The organism is Magnetospirillum sp. LM-5 (assembly GCF_902729445.1).
Taxonomy (GTDB): Bacteria; Pseudomonadota; Alphaproteobacteria; order Rhodospirillales; family Magnetospirillaceae; genus Magnetospirillum.
Genome location: NZ_CACVCE010000021.1, coordinates 1 through 17,193, shown reverse-complemented (window position 1 = coordinate 17,193; position 17,193 = coordinate 1). Strand labels below are relative to the sequence as shown.

The 17,193-nt window shown below is 62.5% G+C and carries 14 protein-coding genes; 10 read left to right on the top strand and 4 right to left on the bottom strand.

Features of this window, described 5'->3' with window-relative positions; genetic code table 11:
• The first annotated feature begins 101 nt into the window (after positions 1-101).
• Together MTBLM5_RS09230 and MTBLM5_RS09225 are read left to right on the top strand one after the other, a co-directional pair.
• On the top strand, positions 102-818 hold the full coding sequence (locus MTBLM5_RS09230; protein WP_173975811.1) for a hypothetical protein: 717 nt from the start codon (positions 102-104) through the stop codon (positions 816-818).
• Entirely contained in the window at positions 815-2,167 is a 1,353-nt protein-coding gene (locus MTBLM5_RS09225; RefSeq protein ID WP_173975810.1) for a hypothetical protein, read from the top strand. The genes MTBLM5_RS09230 and MTBLM5_RS09225 overlap by 4 nt, the downstream gene beginning before the upstream one ends.
• A 93-nt stretch (positions 2,168-2,260) precedes the next feature.
• Here the strand turns inward: MTBLM5_RS09225 and MTBLM5_RS09220 are convergent, their stop codons facing one another.
• Positions 2,261-3,784 (bottom strand): B12-binding domain-containing radical SAM protein, encoded by a 1,524-nt coding sequence (locus tag MTBLM5_RS09220; RefSeq protein ID WP_256367167.1) that lies wholly within the window; start codon positions 3,782-3,784, stop codon positions 2,261-2,263.
• Positions 3,785-4,044: 260 nt separating this feature from the next.
• Here MTBLM5_RS09220 and MTBLM5_RS09215 point away from each other — a divergent pair, with 260 nt between their 5' ends.
• The 7 genes from MTBLM5_RS09215 to asnB are packed head-to-tail and all read left to right on the top strand — an operon-like array spanning position 4,045 to position 12,514.
• On the top strand, positions 4,045-5,097 hold the full coding sequence (locus MTBLM5_RS09215) for a radical SAM protein (RefSeq protein WP_173975808.1): 1,053 nt from the start codon (positions 4,045-4,047) through the stop codon (positions 5,095-5,097).
• Between the two features lie 43 nt (positions 5,098-5,140).
• The gene (locus MTBLM5_RS09210; protein ID WP_173975807.1) at positions 5,141-6,838 is read left to right on the top strand and encodes a carbamoyltransferase C-terminal domain-containing protein; all 1,698 of its coding nucleotides are present in this window, start codon (positions 5,141-5,143) and stop codon (positions 6,836-6,838) included.
• Positions 6,835-7,593 carry a hypothetical protein gene (locus MTBLM5_RS09205; protein WP_173975806.1) on the top strand — a complete coding sequence of 253 codons (759 nt, stop codon included), beginning with the start codon at positions 6,835-6,837 and terminating at the stop codon, positions 7,591-7,593. Before MTBLM5_RS09210 ends, MTBLM5_RS09205 begins: the two co-directional genes overlap by 4 nt.
• 16 nt (positions 7,594-7,609) lie before the next feature.
• Positions 7,610-8,689 (top strand): radical SAM/SPASM domain-containing protein, encoded by a 1,080-nt coding sequence (locus tag MTBLM5_RS09200; RefSeq protein WP_173975805.1) that lies wholly within the window; start codon positions 7,610-7,612, stop codon positions 8,687-8,689.
• Entirely contained in the window at positions 8,686-9,585 is a 900-nt protein-coding gene (locus MTBLM5_RS09195) for an NAD(P)-dependent oxidoreductase (protein ID WP_173975804.1), read from the top strand. Before MTBLM5_RS09200 ends, MTBLM5_RS09195 begins: the two co-directional genes overlap by 4 nt.
• Positions 9,586-9,598: 13 nt before the next feature.
• Complete coding sequence (locus tag MTBLM5_RS09190) at positions 9,599-10,630, top strand: ATP-grasp domain-containing protein (RefSeq protein WP_173975803.1); 1,032 nt, start codon at positions 9,599-9,601, stop codon at positions 10,628-10,630.
• 9 nt (positions 10,631-10,639) lie between these two features.
• The gene (asnB, locus tag MTBLM5_RS09185) at positions 10,640-12,514 is read left to right on the top strand and encodes an asparagine synthase (glutamine-hydrolyzing) (protein ID WP_173975802.1); all 1,875 of its coding nucleotides are present in this window, start codon (positions 10,640-10,642) and stop codon (positions 12,512-12,514) included.
• Positions 12,515-12,671: 157 nt separating this feature from the next.
• On the opposite strand, the gene MTBLM5_RS09180 is transcribed toward asnB, so the two are convergent.
• From MTBLM5_RS09180 to MTBLM5_RS09170, 3 genes are all read right to left on the bottom strand, one after another.
• Positions 12,672-13,475, bottom strand: a complete 804-nt coding sequence (locus MTBLM5_RS09180; protein WP_173975801.1) for a bifunctional 2-polyprenyl-6-hydroxyphenol methylase/3-demethylubiquinol 3-O-methyltransferase UbiG — start codon at positions 13,473-13,475, stop codon at positions 12,672-12,674.
• A gap of 123 nt (positions 13,476-13,598) precedes the next feature.
• Positions 13,599-14,726: a DegT/DnrJ/EryC1/StrS aminotransferase family protein gene (locus MTBLM5_RS09175; protein WP_256367168.1), complete on the bottom strand. Its 1,128-nt coding sequence runs from the start codon at positions 14,724-14,726 to the stop codon at positions 13,599-13,601.
• Between the two features lie 114 nt (positions 14,727-14,840).
• A complete protein-coding gene (locus MTBLM5_RS09170) occupies positions 14,841-15,701 on the bottom strand; it encodes an NAD(P)-dependent oxidoreductase (protein ID WP_173975799.1) in 861 nt (286 codons plus the stop codon).
• A gap of 194 nt (positions 15,702-15,895) precedes the next feature.
• Here MTBLM5_RS09170 and MTBLM5_RS09165 point away from each other — a divergent pair, with 194 nt between their 5' ends.
• The gene (locus MTBLM5_RS09165) at positions 15,896-17,074 is read left to right on the top strand and encodes a M20 family metallopeptidase (RefSeq protein WP_173975798.1); all 1,179 of its coding nucleotides are present in this window, start codon (positions 15,896-15,898) and stop codon (positions 17,072-17,074) included.
• Positions 17,075-17,193 lie beyond the last annotated feature (119 nt).

Sequence of the window (17,193 nt, the reverse complement as noted above, 5' to 3'; positions counted from 1 at the left end):
CTTGTCTCGGTCGGCAGATTTTGGCATCGTCGGCCGGCAGTCCCGTTTCCCTCCAATGGTGTGCGCCTCCGGCTGGTCGTCGGCCGCGCTTTGAGACGTTGATGGTCTTTCGGCATACCGTGGTTCGATCCCCCTCTGCTCGTTTGCGTAGGCTTGTCGCCCTGCTTGGACGTGACCTTGCCGCCGAGTACCCGACCGCCGCCTGGATGGCCGGTGGCGCTGTGGTGGCGGCGTTGGCGCTGCTTCTCACCCGCAATCTGCTCAACGTGGCCTACGGGCTGGCGATCTTCACGGTGGTCGTAGCGCTGAGCCGGACGATGTGGGTGCGGCGTGCGGCCCTGGCTTTCCTGGCGGCGACGACCTTGGTGTCGTTCGACATGCCGCTACCGGAAATGAAGCGGCTGAACAATTTGATGACGATGACGCCCCTTCCTCCCGGCGAGGTCAGGCTGTTCCGATTCGATTTGGTGAATTTCGCCGCTCATCAGCGCGAATGCGGTTCGCTGCAGGGGATGGTGTTGGTGCAGGGGCGTGACCTCGACGGGTTCGACATTTCGATCAACGGGGGTGAATTGACCCCGGCGAAGGCTGAGGGCATGTATTCCTATCAACGCCTGCCGATGCGGCTGACGGCGACCTCCGAGGTGGTCGAGCTGCGATTCCGCGCAAGGCCCGGGCATAAACCGGAATTCCTGCTTGGCGCCGAGGTGAAGGGCTTCGAGCCATACCCTCAAGCGGTCTATCTGAGCTTCAACAATTCCCGCTGCCGTCTGGTTTATCACGCCAAGCCGGAATCGGTGCGGGAGGGAGGTCCATGATGGCCACCGCCACCATGCATCGTACCTTGTTTTCGGCGATCCTGGCCGTGGTGATGGTGTGGGCTTTCGTCAGCAATGTCGGCAGGGACAACGAAACCCTGAATTCGATGCCCTATTTCTCCGACGAGAGCCTTTATTACGGGGGCGGCATCGAAGATGCCTTCGTCACCGAAACTGGACTGGTGCCGGTCATGGTCGAAAAGCTGGACCTGTTCGTCAACGCGCATGTCCTGGTCCGCGATCTGAGCCGTCAGCCAAGCCAAGTTGGCACTTACGTCTCGCAATTTACCGCCGACCGTTATTTTTCGTCGTCCTATCTGGCCAGCCTGTGGGCCAGGGCGACGTTCGGCCAGGTTCCCATTCGGATCCTCTATATCGCCGTCAATGCCGCTTTGTGGATCACCGCGATCGCCGCCACATACCGTCTGGCGCAGGTGTGGTTCGAAAACCACCTGGCCGCACTCGGTTCGGCGACGCTGGTCGCGGCCTGGCCCTTGTTCACCTTGATGTTCCAGTCGATGAAGGTGCAGTACGGCGCCTTGGTCTACTTCCTGGTCGGGATGTATTTCTACGAGTGCCACGTCAGGAAATTCAGGCCGGCGCGCCAGGCCTTTTTCGCCCTTCCCTTCTGGTTTATCGGCCTGAATTGTTCGGGTGGCGCGGTCTATTTGCTGATCTTCATCCTGATTCGGGCGACGTTCCGCTGGCGGGAGACCAATTGGCTGGGGGTGGCGGCCATCCTGGCGATGATTCCTCCGGCGGTTCTGATTCAGGGCCAGTTGCTGGATTTCTATCGCCTGCGCTCGCTGCTTCAGACCTTCAGCTATGGTGCGGTGTTGAAGGAAAGCCTGGCGACCCTCTTGCACGCCTTGCGGGGCGAGGACGTCTCGACACGACAGTTCCTGCATTTTCCGGGGTTCACCTACCTGACCGGCCAAATTCCCCGCTCGGCGCTCAGCCTGTGGCATGGCAACGCCCTGGTGGTGACGCTGGGTGTCCCCGGTCTGTTGCTGACGCGCCATCGCCTGTGGCTGCTGGCGACCACGGCCATGTGCCTGATCGCCGGGTTTCTGCCGATTACGTTTGCCGGGAATGCCTATTTCTATGCCGGCTTTGGCGCCCCGGCGATGATTTTCCTGATCTTTGGGACGGGGCTGCTATTGGCCCGGGTGGCAGAGGCCTCGCCACGAATAGGAACACTGGCAAGCTTAGCTGGACTTGGCCTGGGGCTATGGTTGTTCATGTCCAGCTATGTCGACGCCCTGGATTATTTCTATGGCGATCTGGGCTTCCTCAATCTTTCCGATCGAGTCTACGTCTATCACGGTGACGTCGTAGACGTCTATTAATGGACACCAGATTCCATGCCGCAGTGGCGGCATGTCGGTCCCTGCCGCATCACCTGGGTCGTCCAGAACCGTCGACCCGAGGCATGTTTGACCCTAGGGGGCGATCTCCTTGGCATCCTGGCTGGCGATGTTGACCCGGTCGGCCACCTCGCGACGGCTATCGGCGTTCTGGAAGAAGCTGACCGATCGCAGCACGCTTTTCAGGATCGCTTTCGCACTGCGCGGATGGGCGCCGGGGAAGACCTTGGTGCTCAGCATCCAGGTCACGAACACATATCCGATGAAATTGTAGAATCGTGTCAGCGGCAATTTGACAGCCGCCCTGAGGATGGGCTCGAACGACGCGGGAAGGTGGCAGAATATCCCGCCGAGATAGGCAAGATGCAGCTGCTGCCGCTTTTCCGCCGGGGTGTAGTTGTTCAGCATCGATTCCGTCGAGACCGAAACGATGTTGAAGTCGTAATCCTTGTCGAGCACGCCAAGCTCGATGGCGTAGTCGGTCAATTCCGTGCCCGGGTATGGCGAGAAGATCCCGAAGGTCGGCGCGGCCGGGTCCATGCGCTTGGCGAAGCGCCAGGACTGGAAGTCCTCCTCCAAGGTGGTCCCAGGGACCGCCAGGATGGTGTTGGCGAAGGCGTTCAGCTTGTACTTGCGGCACAGGCGGAAGGCGTTCTCCATCACCTCGTCGGGCATGTTCCGCTTCAAAATCTCGTTGCGGACGCGGGGTACGCCGGATTCCAGTGACATGCCGACCGACCGGCAACCGGCCTTGGCCAGCAATTGCGCCACCTTCTCGTCCAGCGCGTTGGCGCGGATCAGGCAATAGAACGGCAGGCCGATCTCGCGGGGGAAACGCTCGGCGAATTCTTCCAGCCATTCGTCGGCGTCGCGAATGACGAACACGTCGTCGCCGAAGCGGATGAAGCGAACCACCGGGTAGTTGGCGACCACGCTTTTCAGTTCGGCGATCACGCTGTCGACCGAGCGCCGCCGGATGATCTTGCGGCCGCCGCCCTTAAACATGCGGTTATAGGCGTGGTTGAAGCAATAGGTGCATTTGTGGGGGCAACCGCGCATCGTCTGCACCGACCGGATGCCGACCAATTGCAGTTCCGGGTCGGCATCGTAGAGGATGTCGCGATCCAGCCATGGCAAATCGTCGAGATCCTCGACGATTTCCTTTTCCGGGGTGGGGTGCGTTGGGGTCGCGATGTTGGGGATACCGTCGACCGATTCGCCGGCGGCTACACGGTCAAGCACGCGCAGAATAGCGTTGTCGCCGTCACCGATGCAGATCGCGTCCAGATTCATCTTCTGCAGGACCGCCGGGAAATAGGTGGGATGCGGGCCGCCCATGATGCGGAACACGCGCCGTCCCCGCCGTTCGCACCAGGCCAACACCGTGCGGTCGGCGATCTCGAACTTGGCTTCGTGTGGCGACATGGTGCTGTAGGCCACAACGTCCGGCTGGAACTCGTCCAGGATCGTGGTGAGATTGTGCTTCGACAGCACCGCCAGGCGGCTGCGGTGGCCAGCTTTCTTCACGATGGCGCTCAGTTGCATGATGCCGAGGGGTTCGCTAAAGAAAACGTCGGGGGCGACGAACAGAACCTTCACGGGGTTACCTCATATCAAGAACGCCCGGCAATGCGGGAGAACCCTTCGGCGCCGGGGCCGCGGACAAGGCGACCATATCACCTGTGGCGCTTTCGGAACCAGCTTCATCGTAGTTTCGACGACGTTTGGCCAGTCGATAGCGGTGGCGATAAATTGGAGTTGCCCTGCTCGAAGAGACTGTGTTATCTGGCCTTCAATCGGTGACCTGCGCTTACGTCTCCGTGTCGCCCGCTTGTGCCAGGGAGTAGTTGGTGAAGAGTATGGAAAAAACTGCTGAAGGCGAGACCGTCAGCTACGGGTTGCGTCCGGAGGCAGTTGAGTTCCCGATGATGCTGGTGCTTTCGTTCGTCTATCCGTGTAACGCAAAATGCCCGCACTGCCCCTACACCAATTCAAACATCCGTAAGAATTATAAGGATGTTCCTTACATGCCGCCCGAGATCTTCCGCAAGATCGCGGACGAGGCCGGCCCCTATAACGCCTATCTGCGCATTTCCGGCGGGGGCGAGCCGATGCTGCACCCGCAGGGCGTCGAGCTGCTGGCCTATGCCAAGTCGGTCGGTTGTCGCATCGGCCTGATCACCAACGGCTCGAAGTTCACCGCCGAGAATTCCCGTGCCCTCCTTGCCGCAGGCGTCGACATGATCGAGTTCTCGGTGGATGCTTGCCGGGAAGAGGACTACAAGATCGTCCGGCGCGGACTCAAGTGGAAGACCCTGGTCGAGAACGCGCGCAGAATGGTGGCGTTGCGGGCGGAGCTGGGCAGTACGTCGAAGATCATCGCCTCGGGCGTCAACCAGAAGGGCATCGATATCGACGAGGTCGAGGCCTTCTGGGTCAACGAGGTCGGAGTCGACAATTTCATCAAACGAAAGTTTCTGACCTGGGGCGCCAACACGAGCTTGACCGGCGACCGGTCGGCCGACCCCAGTCCCTATCTCGATACCGAGACGACGCCGTGCCCGTTCATCTTCGAGCGCCTGAACATCGATTCGCGCGGGAATGTGATGGTTTGCGGATACGACATCGCCGCCAACACCTGCATGGGCGATGTCGCGGTGCAGACCATTCGCGAAATCTGGCACGGGCCCGAATTCCAGCGTTACCGCCAGATGCATCTGGCCAATCGCGGCAGTGAGATGGAGTTGTGCGCGTCTTGCCCTGACTGGAAATATCGGTCGTGGACCCATAATTATTGGCGGGTCGTCAAGAATGCCGAGCGGCGCCGTGCCGAGCGCCTGGGGGAACACGACGACTTCCTGACCCAGGAAGAGACGTCCGTATCTTCCGGCGAAGTTCTGCCGTCCAGTTAACCAGCTCGTCCGGCGTGCCGTCTTTTTTTAGGAAGCGATCGTCATGATCCTAGGTGTGCATTTCGGCTCGCACGATACCAGTGCTGCCATCGTCCATGATGGCGAAGTGCTGGCGATGATGGAGCAGGAACGTTTCGACCACCGCAAGCACAGCACGGACTTTCCCCACGATGCCATCCGGTGGTGCCTGGATCAGGCCGGGATCACGCGGGACGATTTGACCTGTGTCGCCTATGCCAACGATGTCGACGTCACCAACCACTTCAAGCGCCAATTCCTCGCTCAGGCCTATCCGGGCGCGATGCAGCCATCCTTTCACACCCAGTCCGGGGTCGAGGAGGTCTTGCGCCGCGAGATCGGTAATGTCGCGCTGTTCCGGACCGACCATCACTTGGCGCATGCGGCCTCGACCTTTCTGACCTCGCCATTTTCGGAAAGTGCGATCTTCACAGTTGACGGCATGGGCAACTGGGTGACCACCACCCTGGGTGTCGGCCGCGGCGACCGGATCGAGACCCTGGTCCAGGTTCCTCATCCTCATTCGGTGGGATTGTTCTACGGCGCAGTGACCCAGTTCCTGGGCTTCCATGCCGCCTGCGACGAAGGTAAGACCATGGGCTTGGCCCCGTATGGCAAGCCGACTTTTGCCGATGCGTTCCGCCAAATTTGCCGTGTTCATGGTGGCCAACTGCAACTTGACCTGCGGTATTTCACCTTCCATACCCAACCGCTGATGGACGAAAGCGGTTCGCCGCGATTGTGGTATTCCGGCGCCTTCGTCGAGCGATTCGGCCTGCCCCGCACCGCCGAGGCCGCCCTGACCGAGCGTGACGCCGACATCGCCTGCAGCGCGCAAGTGGTGCTGGAGGAATGCTGCTATGACCTGTTGCGCCATCTCCACGGCCTGACCGGCTGCGATAATGTCTGCGTCGCCGGTGGCGTCGGGCTCAATTGCAGTATGAACGGCAAGATACGTGCCAACACCCCGTTCCGCGACGTCTTCGTGATGCCGGCGGCCAATGATGCCGGGTTAAGCATTGGCGCGGCACTGCTGGCCAGCAGGAACGTGCAGCCGGGTTTCCGGCGGCGGCCGATGACCCAGGCCTATCTGGGAAGCGAGCACCAGATCGATGAGATCGAGGCCGCCCTGAAGGAGGTGCCGCCCGATATCGATGTCGAGCGTCCTGACGATTTGGTGGCGGCTGTCGCCACTTTGCTGGCCGACTACGCCATCGTTGGATGGTATCAGGGGCGCATGGAGTTCGGCCCGCGGGCTTTGGGCCATCGCTCGATCCTGGCCAACCCGACCCGTGCCGACACCAAGGATATTGTCAACGGGCGGGTCAAGTTCCGCGAAATGTTCCGCCCGTTCGCGCCGGTGGTGCCGCTGGAAGACGTGGCGACCTATTTCGCGCCCGCCCATGAAACGCCGTTCATGCTGCAGGTGGTGTCGGTGCTGCCTGATAAGCGCGAGGTCATTCCGTCGGTTACCCATGTTGACGGCTCGGCGCGGGTGCAGACAGTCACGCCCGAGCAGAACGCCGACCTCTATCGCCTGCTCAAGGAGATGCAGGGGCGTAATGGCGTGCCGGTGCTGCTCAACACCAGCTTCAACGTGCGTGGCGACACCATCGTCCGGACGCCCCAAGATGCCGTACGCTGTTTTCTCGGCACCGGCATGAACGCGGTGGCCCTCGGCCCCTATCTGCTGCGCAAGCCCGGGAAGGCGGATGGGAAATGACCTTTGCTGCCGATTACCATGTTCATCTTCGGCGTTCGCCATGCACCGCGAACGAGATGACGGTGCCGGCAGTACTGGAAGCCGCATTCCGGTGCGGCCTGCGGGAAGTGGGGGTGGTCAACCACCTGCACCCCGACACTGATCTGGACATCTTTCGCCAGGCACGGGCCGAAGTCGGGTCCTATGACGGACCCCGTCCGCCAAAGGTGTTGATCGGGGCCGAGATCGATCTGCTCGACCAGGACGGCAACTGCTCGTGGCGAGATGGTATCGACGGTCTGGTCGATTTCGTGACGCTGGCGCCGGGTCATCAGCAACTGGAATGGGTGACAGGCGACTTCTCGCAATCCCCTGAAGAGTTTCTCGAAAATGACACGAGGTCGATTATCCAGGCGCTGAGGCGCCATCGGTATCATGTCCTTGTTCACCCTTTTATTTATGTGGCTTTTCCGAAATTGGCGCGGCACTACGTAGAAACCCTTCGTCCAGGTTCCTTGCCGTCGGCTTTGATTGATGAACTGGCTGCGACTCTAGTCGCATCGGATACCGCATTCGAGTATCATTGCCGAGACATCGTCGTCCGTCCCGAGCGATTGGGCGGTGCGCCGTTCGTGGAGTCGTACATGAGCCTGGTCGAAGCTCTCCGCAGAAAAGGGGTTCGTTTCGTCGTTGGGTCCGATGCCCACCGTCTCGACCAGATTCCTCGCAGCGCTGCCGCGCCCGACTGGGCACGCAATGCACTTTTCAACACTTGAGCATGGTAAGCACAAGATGATCGTGAAGCCTGGCGCCTCTGGCACTCCGACCGACACCCTGCCCCCGGTGAGCGACATGCCCATCGCGAAGCAGGAATATCTTGAATCCTATGCGCTCACCTACAATGCGACAGACTTGAACTTCATCCGGAGCCAAGAGCCGAAAAGCCCGGAAGAAATCTACCAGCGGCTGCGTTACTTCCCCAATCAGGTCCTGTTGGAAACCTCGTCGTTCTGTCAACTGCAATGCGTCATGTGCGCACGCCAGTTCAATCCCCGCAAATGGGGAAAGATGGACGACGCCCTGGCCAAGCGGATCATTGACGAAGTGATGGAAAAGGCGCCCTGGGTGCGGATGTGGTTCTGCTATTTCGGCGAGCCTTTGGTGTCGCGGAAGCTGGGCCTTTACGAACGCATTCGTTACGCCAAGGCGAAGGGGCTGAAGCGGGCGGCGATCAACACCAACGGCAACCTGCTGGACGACGAGACTCTTGATCGTCTAATGGAGGCCGGTCTTGACGAGATCTATATCGGCATCGACGCCACCACCAAGGAAACCTATGAGCAGAAGGTTCGGATCGGCGGCAATTTTGATGTTCTGATGCGCAACATCCACCGCGCCATCGAGCGGTCGCAGGGGCGGCTTCAGATTTCCGTGCAGTTTGCCGTGTTGGATGTCAACCAGCACGAGGTCGAGGACTTCAAGGCGTACTGGTCCAATTACCCGGTCCAGATCTATGTCAGGCCGAAGATGACGTGGATCAATTATCTTTCGGATGAAATACACGCCGATATGACCAAGCGTCATGCCTGCGCCTGGATCTTCGATTCCATCAATGTTAACGAGGATGGCCGCGTTCCCTATTGCATCAACGATTGGGAAGGCAAGCATGTTCACGGTGACCTGAACAATGAGTCGATTTTCGACGTGTGGCAGAACAAGGTCTATCCGTTCCTGGTGGCACATGCGACCAAGCAATGGGACAAATTACCGGGCTTCTGTCAGACCTGCCCAGATTGGCAAAGTAAGCGACCGCATAACCTTGACGCCATTGCGCTGTTCGCTGCGAATGCTGAAGCGGACTTGATGACGTGATTCGGCGGGCTCTCGTTACCGGAGCTCGTGGCTTTCTGGGCCGGGCCGTGGTTGCCGCCCTGCGGCGCCGGGTGCCGGGTTGCGAGATCGTCGCGGTTTCGCGTCGAGCACCGGGGCCGGGTGACGTGGCCGGCCCGGTTCTTGACCTTGGCCTTCGCTCTGGATGGGATCAGCTCGACGGATCGTTCGAGTGGGTCTTTCATTTGGCTGCGGCGATTCCTGGCCGGAAGGATGCCGCGGCGGATCCGGACGTCTTTTCCGACAACACCGCGCCATGCCTTGAACTGTTGCGGGCCTGCGGCAGGCTTGGCGTTCGTCGTCTGGTCTACGCCTCCTCGATCTCGGTCTACCCCATGGGGGCGGCTCCGGTCCTGCACGAGGATCTGACCCCCCGGCCCAATACGCTTTACGGTGCCGCCAAGCTGGCTGGCGAGCACATCGTCGCGCAGGCGTCCGTGCACGGCGCGGGGGTGATCGCCTTGCGCCTGTCATCGCTTTACGGCCCGGGGCAAAACGCCGGTTCGGTGCTTCCGTTCTTCATCGAGCGCGCCCGTGCGGGGCAGGCGATCGAGGTGATGGCCGGCGGTGCTCGGACGCAGGATTTCCTGCATGTCGATGACGCGGCCGAAGTGATGGTCGATGCCGCAGCGTCGACCGCGACGGGTGTTTACAACCTGGGTTCCGGAAACGCGACCTCGATGCTTGAACTGGCGAGGACAATTGCCGGACTGCCGCGCTGGAACGTCGCGGTAGTCGATCGCGGCGGGCAGGAATCTGCCCCATCGGTCGTGCTCGACCTTGGCAAGGCGCGGCGGGACTGGGACCATCGACAAAGAATTTCCCTGGCTGAAGGGCTGAAGCACTACCATGACGTCTTGCTGGAAAGGGAGCCCTGAGGGGTGCCTGCGCGTGCTCGTCACCGGGGTGGGGGGCAATGTCGGCCAAGGAATATTGAAGGCGCTGGCGGTATCCGGGCTGGCGTCGTGGGTCGTTGGCGTCGATCTGCTGGGGGCGGCGGCGGGGCTTTACCGGGTCGATCGCGGTTACCGGGTGCCGGCGGCCTCGGCTCCTGAATTCCTTGATGCCTTCTGCGCCATCATGGTCGACGAGCGGATCGATGTCGTTCTGGTGGCCGCCGATGCCGAGACAGTCCACCTGGCCCGTCTGCGCCGGTCGATCGAGGAGCGCACCGGGGCGCAGGTCCTGGTGGCCGACGCCGAACTGGTCGAATTGTGCCATGACAAGTGGCTGACATCGCGGTGGTCTGCCACCGCGAATTTTCCGCATCCGGCCACCGTGCTGGCCGACGATGTCGAGGGTGTGCGGCGATTGTTCGCGGAGTCGGACGGACGATTGGTGATCAAGCCGCGGCGAGGCTACGGATCGCGCGGGGTGGTCACGGTCTGCAGCGAGGCCGAGGCCTTGGCGGCGGCGGCGGCCCTGGGCGGCGACGGCATTGCCCAACACTATGTCGGAGCCGAAGACGGCGAATATACCGGCGCGGTGTTGTGCGACCGATCGGGTGTGCCGTTGGTCGCCCTGGTGATGTGGCGCGAGCTGAATTCCGGCACCTCCTATCGGACCTATCCGGTGGCCGATCCGGCATTGGATGCGGCGGTTCGCCGGTGGGGGGCCAGCCTGGGCGCGGCCGGACCAGTCAACTTCCAGTTCCGGCTGACCACCGACGGCCCGGTCTGCTTCGAGATCAATCCGCGCTTCTCCGGGACGACCGGGCTGCGGCACCTGTTCGGCTTCAATGACGTCGCCCTGGCGCTACGCCATTTCATCCTGGGCGAGGTGGTCGAACAGCCGGCCATGCGGAGGGGGGTGGTGATGCGCTATTGGGACGAGATATTCGTTCCCGACGTGTCGTGGGAGGACATCTCCCAGGTTCAAAGCGTCATCGACGGAATCCCGGCGATACCGCGATTGGGGGGGTGAGGACGAGCCATGTGTGGAATCGCCGGATTTTCCGGGGGTCCGGATCCGCGGCGGATCGCGGCGATGTGCGATCTTCTCGCGCACCGCGGACCGGACGACCATGGATATTACACCAGCCCCTGCAACGAGATGACGCTTGGGCATCGGCGTCTTTCCATCATCGATCTCGGCACCGGGCATCAGCCGATGTCCAACGAGGACGGCTCGATCTGGGTCGTCTTCAACGGCGAAATCTACAATTACAAGGAATTGATCGAGGAGTTGCGACCCCGCCACCGCTTCGCCACCCACTCCGATACCGAGGTGCTGGTGCATCTCTACGAGGAACTGGGGCCGGACATGGTCCACCGGCTGAACGGCATGTTCTCGTTCGCGCTGTGGGATGAACGCCGCCATCGTTTGTTGCTGGTGCGCGATCGCCTGGGGGTCAAGCCGCTTTACTGGGCTCAGGTGGGCGGTCGGCTGGGTTTCGCCTCGGAAATGAAAGCGCTGTTGTCTTGGCCCGAGCTGGACCGTGCCGTCGACCCGGCGGCGGTGTCGCATTACCTGTCGCTGCGCTATGTCCCCGAGCCGGCCACCATCTGGAAGGGCATTCAGGCGTTGCCACCGGGGCATCTCATGGAATGGAGCCCTGGCGACAGGCCACAGCCGAGACGATACTGGACGCTTGACTTCACGCCGGCCGACTGGCCGGACGAGGACGCCTTGTGCGACCGGGTCGAGGAGCTGCTCCTTGACGCCACCCGTCTGCGCATGCGTTCCGACGTCCCGGTGGGGGCCTATTTGTCGGGAGGGGTCGATTCCTCGCTCATCGTCGCGATGGTGCGCCGGCATTTCGGCGGGCAGTTGCACACCTTCACCCTGGGTTACGCGGATCAGCCGGCCGACAAACAAGATTTGTTCTATGCGCGCCGCCTGGCCGCCAAATATGGAACCGATCATCATGAATACATCATGGACGCCCGTGAGCTGGCCGATGCCGCCCTGGACGTCGCTCGGTTCTTCGACCAGCCGTTCGCGGGAGTGGTGTCGACCTATTTTCTGACCGGCCTGGTCCGAAAGCATGTCAAGGTCGTGCTTAGCGGCGACGGCGCTGACGATCAGTTCGCCAGCTATGGTCATCACCGCCTAGTCTGGCCGCTGGAAAGGTTGGCCGCCGAGCGTGCCCTGAACCCCGAAGCGCCGCTGGAGGCGGTGGACCTGTCGCCCCTGGCCGACCGGCCCGATTATGTCCGCCGTTTCGCTGGCATGACGCCTTGGCAGATGCGAGCAAATTTTGGCGCCTTTCCCCCGCCCCTCAAGGCGGAATTGCTGGCGACACCAGCCGGGCGGGTGGTGGCGGAGCACGATACCGTCGCGTGGCTACACCAGGCGTTTCGGTCCAGCAGGGCGACCGATGGCCTCAACCGCATGCTTGATGTCGATATCGCGACGTCGCTGCCGGGCGAGATCCTGGCCTTCTGCGACCGCCTGTCGATGGCACATTCGGTCGAGGTTCGTGCGCCGTTTCTGGATTATCGGCTGACCGAGCTTGCCGCCACCATTCCCGGCACGCTCAAGATCAAGGCCGGGACGCTCAAATATATACTGAAGAAGACCGCGCAGCGTTACCTGCCGGCCGAGATTCTCGATCGCCCGAAGGAAGGCTTCATCCAGCCCAATCATGTCTGGCTGCGCGGACCGCTCGATCCGTTGATCGACCGTATGCTCTCGCCCGCAGGGTTGGACCGTCACGGATTGTTCGACCCGTCGGTTGTTGGCCGGCTGGTTGCCGAACACCGAAGCGGGACCGCCGACCATGCCTTCCGCATCTGGGCGCTGGTGATGTTTCAGGCATGGTACGAAACCTATCTGGGCCAGTCGCCCTGGCCGGCGACTCTATAGAGCAGATTTCGATCAATCGAAACCTGCTCTGCTTTGCATGATGCGCCCCGTGCCGGGGCCGCTCTATCGCCGTGCGGGCTTGTCGCGGATTGAAATCTAATCCAGATCGTTCGAAATCCGCTCTAGCAGCCGTATCGTCCGCACCGCCTCGGGACAGTCAAGCCGCCTCGGCGACCAAGACCAGGTACCACGCGTAGTCGGGCATTTCGGTGGCCATCCAGCGCAATCCTTCGAGGATCCGGTCGATATCATACCGCTCGCCCAGATACCGGAGCTGCTCGGTTCCCAGGACCTTCATTCCGACGCCGGTAATCTCACGCACATGGTAGCCGTTTCGGACGAACAAGGCGCGCCAAGAGAAACGGTCGTAGATGTGGACGTTGAAGACGTTCTGGTCACGGTTATTGTGCCGGTCCGGCGCCAGTTCGAGGCCCATATAGGTCCCAAGACGGCGATGGAACGCTCGACAATTCGGAGTCGAGGCGATCACCACGCCGCCCGGTGCGAGCCAGGTCATCGCCTTGCGGACCAAAGCGTCGTCGTCGGGAACATGTTTGACGACACCCGACATCAAGATGGTGTCGTAAAGAGTGTCGGGCTGAAAGTCCTCGAACAAAGTGTGGAAGACGCGGACTCGTTCGGTTCGGGCCAGATCCTGGTTGGCACGATCGACGTGGCTGACTGCGGCTTCGACGATGTCGACGGAGCTGACACGCGAGTCGGCCAGCAAGGCGCGGGTCCAGATGTCGTTGATGTAGCCCAGGTCAAGGACGCGGCCAGGTCGAAGGTGGCGCAAGGCCTCCTCGATGACCCACACCTTCAGCTTGTCGTCGAACTCTTGGTCCGGGGAATAATAATATCCGCCGGAGGAATCCTCGATCGCACGCTGCTGTTGGTCGTGTGAAATGCCGTTTTGCAACGCCTGCTGCAGGTCCTTGTTTTTCAGCTCATAGGAAACCATGGTGCGTCTTCCCGTTTATGGTATGGCGTGCAAAGAAGGCGTGGCTGAGGTTGACCAAGCCTAGGCCGGGACCCTATCCAACTCGCGCCATGGGGGCAAGTGCCTGCCGGCCATAAGGTCGGGCTACCGCGCCTCGGCCAGAGCTTCTTCGAGCCTGCCGACAACCGCGTCGACATCCTCGGGCGGCATGGACGGGTAGAACGGCAGGGACAAGGTGCGCCGGCCCAATGCCTCGGCTACCGGAAAGTCGCCCGGTCGGTGGCCCAGCGTGTCTTGAAGATAGGTCAGAAGATGGATGGCTCGGTAATTGACCACGACCTCGACATTGCGGTGCTGCAAGGCGGCGATGACGGCATCGCGACGCTCGGTCCAGATCGGAAACAGGTGGTGAGCATGAATGCAGGTGTCCGGGGTTCCGGCGACCTGGGCCGGGATATCGACATCAGCGAGGCGGGTCAGTCGGTCGACATAACGCTCGGCCAAGGCCTGCCGACGAGCCAGCGTGGCCGGCAGGCGCGCGAACTGCGGTACCAGCAGTGCGGCGTCGATATTGCTCATGTTGTATTTCCACCCGAACACCGGCATGTCCCAATGGGTATAACCTTCGCGCGCCCTATCGTTGGCGGTCTTGTCCATGCCGTGAACGCGCAGCAGTTTGAGCCGCTGGTAAAGGGCGGTATCGTTGGTGACGATTGCGCCGCCCTCGCCGCAGGTAAGGTTCTTGGTGGCATAGAAGCTGAAGCAGGCCGTTTCTCCCAGCCCACCGGGGCGAATCCCGTCACGGCGCCCTTCGACGCAATGGGCGGCATCCTCGACGATGGACAGCCGATGGCGATCGGCGATTGTCCGCAGCCTTTGCATGTCGGCCATCAGGCCGTAAAGATGGACCGGCATGATGGCGCGGGTTCGTTCGGTGATCGCGGCCTCGATTTTGGCAGGGTCGATATTGCCGGTCTCGGGTTCGACGTCAACGAACACCGGCTTCGCACCGGCTTCCATGATGGCGGTGGCGGTGGCGATGAAGGTCATCGGCGTGGTGATGACCTCGTCACCCGGCCCGATGCCCAGGCCCAGCAGTGACAAATGAAGCGCCCCGGTGCAACTGGTGACACACAGGGCGTGTTTGACGCCCAGATAGTCCGCTAGCAGCGCCTCGACCCGTTCGGTATAGGCCCCCGTCGTCAGGATGCGCTGGCCCAGGACCTCCGCCAGCATCTCAAGCTCAGGCGCGCCAAGGTCATGCTGGAACAAGGGGATTTTGGGATATTGCGCGGTCTGGGTTGACAAGGCTCGGTTCCGGTTGGGTTGGGGCGACGGCGAGCTTAGGAACAAGGTCGTCCGGGCGTCAAGGTATCAATCCCGGCGCTATTCCGGCGGAGTCAGAATCCGGCGCAACCCGTCGGCCAGAGTCACGAAGCGGTCGGTGTCGACCAGTTGCCGGAGCCGGGTCAGGTCTGGTATCAGCGGCAGCGCCGGCTGGCGACCGGTCCAGGCAAAGTGAGGGGGGTGCCCGACATTCGCCCCGATCAGCTCGGCCAACTCGCGAATGGAAACCGCGCGATTGCCGCCGACATCGATGATTCCGTGCCAGTCGGGGGACATGATCGCGGCCTCGAGGCAATCGACCACGTCGTCGATATAGGTCGGCGTGAAGACGATTCCGTCGTCGCCATCCAGGCTGACCGCCTCGCCTCGGCGCACCCGATCGGCGATACCGGGGATCATCCGGTCGATCTGGCCGGGTCCATAGGGCGTCCACAGCCGAAGGATGGCGATGCGCAGCAAGTCGGCGTAGGGCGCGGCCACCGCTTCGGCGGCCAGCTTCGAGGCGGCGTAGAAACCCGGCGGCGGGGCCGGAGCCACGCCGTCCGTCGGCACCTGCCGGGCGGTGCCGGTCGAGGTCAGGATGAAGGCCCGGGCCTTGGCGGACACCGCGTAATCCAGCAATCGCGCCGTCGCATCGACGTTGACGGCGAAAATGTCCGCCGCCCCGTCCGGGAACTGGCGATACCGTGCGGATTGGGCCAGGTGAACGACGGCGTCGACCGTGGCGGGCAGGGCCTCGACCGGCAGGGGGACGCGGTGTCCCAAATCGGCCTTGACCCAGTGGATTCCGGCCGGCCCCGGCCGCCTTGCCAGCGCCCACACGTCGTGCCGCCCGGCGAGTTGCCGGACCAGCGAGGCGCCAATGAAGCCGGTGGCTCCCGTCAAGACTATGGTCGCCACGTTCCGTCACCATTGCCATTGCGATCCGTGATCGACCAGATACGCGTTATGCCCCGCCCTGTCTAGCGCCGGCGCAGGGGGGCGGCGACGCGACGGTGGACGGGCCGGGTCGAACACGTCTAAGGTTCGCGCGGTTCCCACCGTCGGGCAGGGCGGCGGGCAGGCCGCCAGGTCCGAAATTCGAGAGAGGGAACATGCCGGCATCCTTTCTAAGCCAACGCCAATCGGCCGCCGTCGAGCTTCTGCGGGCGCTGGTCCGCTGTCCCGGCGACGGTCGGTCGGCCATGACCTTGATGGAACAGGAACTGGAGCGGCTGGGCCTGCGGGTCGAACGCATTCCCGGGGCCGACCCGCAGGCGCCGCCGATGGCCGTGGTGGCGCGGCTGCGGGGGCGGTCGCCGGATCGGCACCGCTCGCTCGCCCTCAATGCTCACACGGACGTCGTCCCGGTCGATGAGCCGCAAAGCTGGCGGTTTCCCCCCTATGCGGCCGTCGAACAGGACGGCTGGCTGTGGGGCCGCGGTGCCCAGGACGATCGCGCCGGTCTGGTGGTGATGATTCTCGTCGCCGAGGCGATCTCGTCTCTTGGACTTGAACTGGGCGGGGACCTCGTCCTGCAGGTGGTGGACGGCGAGGAGACCAGTGCCGCCGGGAGCAAGGCGGTGGGGGCCGCCGGCCATGTCGCGGACGGCACGGTGATCATTGACGGCACCTGGCCAAACCGCATCATCCACGCCCATCTTGGCCAGGCGGCGGTGACGGTGACGGCGACCGGAACGCCGGGCGCCGCAGGCAACGTTGCCCGGTTGGGCAATCCGTTCGACGCTCTGGTCGATCTGCTGGTCGAGACCCGGGCCTTCGTCAACGGGCGTCTTGCGTCGGCACCGCCGTTTCCAGGCCTGGCGAGCAACAGCTATCTGAATATCGGCCGGATCACCGGGGGGGCATGGTGTGGGGCGGTGCCCGCACAGGCGCGCGCCGAATTGATGATCGGCTTCGCGCCGCCATGGACCAGCGCCGCCGTTCTGGCCGAGATCACGGCGTTGGCGGCAAGAGTTTCGCCGATGCTGGAGGTCGCGCCCGGTGCCGTCATTCGCGAACCCTATTGCGGCGATCCCAACGGCGAGCTGATTAGCCGCCTGAAGCCGATCACCGAACGGGTGACCGGGAACGAGACCCGCCTGGTTTCAATCACCGGCTATTCCGATATGGCGTTCGTGGATGGCGGCGAGGTGTGCCTGTACGGGCCAGGCGGCGGTGAGAACGCGCATGGCCGTGACGAACGCTATCGTTTGGCTGATCTTGTCCCGGTCGCCCACTCCATCATCGAATTGGCGGTCGATTGGTGCAACCGCGAGCGGGGTGGCGCCTGACGGCGCCGCCCCGGCGGTTCGGCTGGATCGACAAGGCGTGGCGGGTTAGACCATCGAGCCTTTAATCTGGTTCATACTCTCTGCCGTCACCCCCGGACTTGATCCGGGGGTCCATGCTA

What these genes read in the sequence shown, in the direction of transcription:
- MTBLM5_RS09230 (WP_173975811.1), top strand. Translation starts at nt 102, where the DNA reads ATGGTCTTTCGGCATACCGTGGTTCGATCCCCCTCTGCTCGTTTGCGT.
- MTBLM5_RS09225 (WP_173975810.1), top strand. Translation starts at nt 815, where the DNA reads ATGATGGCCACCGCCACCATGCATCGTACCTTGTTTTCGGCGATCCTG.
- MTBLM5_RS09215 (WP_173975808.1), top strand. Translation starts at nt 4,045, where the DNA reads ATGGAAAAAACTGCTGAAGGCGAGACCGTCAGCTACGGGTTGCGTCCG.
- MTBLM5_RS09210 (WP_173975807.1), top strand. Translation starts at nt 5,141, where the DNA reads ATGATCCTAGGTGTGCATTTCGGCTCGCACGATACCAGTGCTGCCATC.
- MTBLM5_RS09205 (WP_173975806.1), top strand. Translation starts at nt 6,835, where the DNA reads ATGACCTTTGCTGCCGATTACCATGTTCATCTTCGGCGTTCGCCATGC.
- MTBLM5_RS09200 (WP_173975805.1), top strand. Translation starts at nt 7,610, where the DNA reads ATGATCGTGAAGCCTGGCGCCTCTGGCACTCCGACCGACACCCTGCCC.
- asnB (WP_173975802.1), top strand. Translation starts at nt 10,640, where the DNA reads ATGTGTGGAATCGCCGGATTTTCCGGGGGTCCGGATCCGCGGCGGATC.
- MTBLM5_RS09180 (WP_173975801.1), bottom strand. Translation starts at nt 13,475, where the DNA reads ATGGTTTCCTATGAGCTGAAAAACAAGGACCTGCAGCAGGCGTTGCAA.
- MTBLM5_RS09165 (WP_173975798.1), top strand. Translation starts at nt 15,896, where the DNA reads ATGCCGGCATCCTTTCTAAGCCAACGCCAATCGGCCGCCGTCGAGCTT.